This is a genomic window from Mesorhizobium sp. M7A.F.Ca.US.014.04.1.1 (assembly GCF_003998745.1).
Taxonomy (GTDB): domain Bacteria; phylum Pseudomonadota; class Alphaproteobacteria; order Rhizobiales; family Rhizobiaceae; genus Mesorhizobium; species Mesorhizobium ciceri.
Window position 1 is genome coordinate 1 of sequence record NZ_RZRW01000767.1, and the last position, 2207, is coordinate 2207.

The window sequence follows — 2207 nt, forward strand, 5'->3', positions numbered from 1 at the left end:
GACGAAAGACGCCATCTCGCTCTTTTCGCTCGCTGTCATGCCGGCCATCGGCTCGTCCAGCAAAAGCAGGCGCGGCTCGGCCACCAGCGCGCGGGCCAGTTCGACACGCTTCTGCAGCCCGTAAGGCAAGGTGCCGACAAGACGGTCGCGAATGGCGGTGAGATGGAGGAATTCAAGGATCTGTTCGGCACGGCTGCGTGAATCGCGCTGCTCGCCACGCGAGCGGCCGATGCCGAGCACCTGGCCGGCAAAGTTGGAGCGAACCTTGTAGGCAAGGCCAGAGGCGACATTGTCGAGGACGCTTAGGCCCTTGAACAGTGCGAGATTCTGGAAGGTTCTGGCGACGCCGAGATGGGCCAGCCGCTGCGTCGGGACCTGGGCATAGGAGGTACCGTCGAGCCGGACATGGCCGCGATCCGGCCGGTAGACGCCGCTGATGACGTTGATCAGCGAACTCTTGCCGGCGCCGTTCGGGCCGATGATGGCACGGATCTCGCCTTGGCGGACCGATAGGTCGATATCGGCCAGTGCCACGACGCCGCCAAAGGACAGGCTGATGCCCTGAAGCGAAAGCAACGGAGAGGCGGCGGCAACGGACTCTGCCGGCCTGGCGGCATCTTCGAACGACTGCTCCGGCCGCTGGTCTGACGGCAGGCCGCGCGCAAAGACCTCCGGTGCATAGGCGGAAGCCTCCATCACTCCGAGCGTATAACTGGGCAACGGCATTCCAATCGTCCTCGATTAGGCGCGCAAAATCCTGTTGCCGCCCGACGGATCAGCGCGCCGGGCAAGCTTCGTGCGTGCGGGCCGGCGCCTGTCCGGCGTGCCTATGGGGTGACTATTCCGCCGCCAGCGACGCCGCCGCCTCGGCGTGTTCCAGTTCGCGAACGAGCGGGATGACATGCTTGCCGAAATACTCGACCTCCTCCTGGAAGTGCAGGAAACCGAGCAGGATAAGATCCGCACCCGCGCGCTTCAGGTCGACGACGCGTTGAGCGACCTGCCTGGGGGTGCCGATCAGGTTCGAGCGGAAACCGTCATTGTACTGGACCAGATCGTCGAAGGACGATTTCGCCCAATTGCCCTCACCTTCCGGCGAGGCCTTGCCGGCATTCTTGACCTCATGGCCAAAAGCATTGACCGCGTCGGGATTGGCCTCGGCGATGATTTCGGCGAGCACCGCCCTGGCCTCGTCCTCGGTCTCGCGAACGACCGCGAAGGCGTTGACGCCAACTTTGACGGAATGGTTATTGGCCTTCGCCTTGACTCTGATATCATCGACCTGCTTGGCGATCTCGGCCGGCGTGTTGCCGTTGGTGAAGTACCAGTCCGAGACGCGCGATGCCATGTCGCGCGCGGCGCGCGACGAGCCGCCCTGGAAGATTTCGGGTACTTGCGGCGGTTTCGGCTTCAGCGAATACTCATTGAAGCGGTAGAAATCGCCACGGAAGGTGAAGCTGTCTTCAGTCCATATTCCGCGCAGCGCACGGATGAATTCCTCCGAGCGGCGGTAGCGCTCGTCATGGTCGAGCCAATGCTCGCCGATGGCGTGGAACTCGCCGCGGAACCAGCCGGAGACAAGGTTGATCGCGACGCGGCCGTTGGTCAGGTAGCTGATGGTGGCGATCTGCTTGGCCGCCAGCGCCGGGTTCCATGGTCCTGGCAGGATCGCTGCGATGACCTTGAGCGTCGTGGTCGCCGCCAGCAGATCATGGCTGAACGCCACCGATTCATGCTGTTCGTCGGCGCCGTAGCCGGCCGTGAAACGTATCTGGCTAAGCGCGTAGTCGAAGCCGGCCTTCTCGGCGATCTGCGCCAGCTTGCGATTGTACTCGGCAGAATGGTTGGTGCGCTGCTCGATGTTGGAAATCACCAGGCCGCCCGAAACATTCGGCACCCAGTAGGCGAATTTGATCGGATCGGCTTCTGCATGTGCCATGAACTGTCTCCCATTCAGGCCGTGTCGTTGATCGCTCCGGTCGCGCCGGCTCTGATATTTATTATGTTTATAGAATATATATACAAAGAAGGATTTTCCGTTTTTGGGGCGCTCTTGGGACGGAAATACCAATTTTCGCTGCCGAACCCGGCCCGCAGGTGTCAGCCCACGTGTGGACGGTGCGCGGCATTGGGGCCGATGGCCTGCGCTGACGGCAGCGTTACCAGCAGCTTGGCAATTTCAACCGCGACCGCCTGGGCATGGCGGG

General features: G+C 62.4%; 2 protein-coding genes. Both read right to left on the reverse strand.

What is annotated here, in order from left to right; translation table 11 throughout:
- On the reverse strand, positions 1 to 726 hold a 726-nt coding region (locus EOA22_RS31210), incomplete at its 3' end, for an ATP-binding cassette domain-containing protein (protein ID WP_164756095.1).
- A 112-nt stretch (positions 727 to 838) separates the two neighbouring features.
- Positions 839 to 1939 carry a dimethylsulfone monooxygenase SfnG gene (gene sfnG, locus EOA22_RS31215; protein WP_063169858.1) on the reverse strand — a complete coding sequence of 367 codons (1101 nt, stop codon included), beginning with the start codon at positions 1937 to 1939 and terminating at the stop codon, positions 839 to 841.
- Positions 1940 to 2207: the final 268 nt, after the last annotated feature.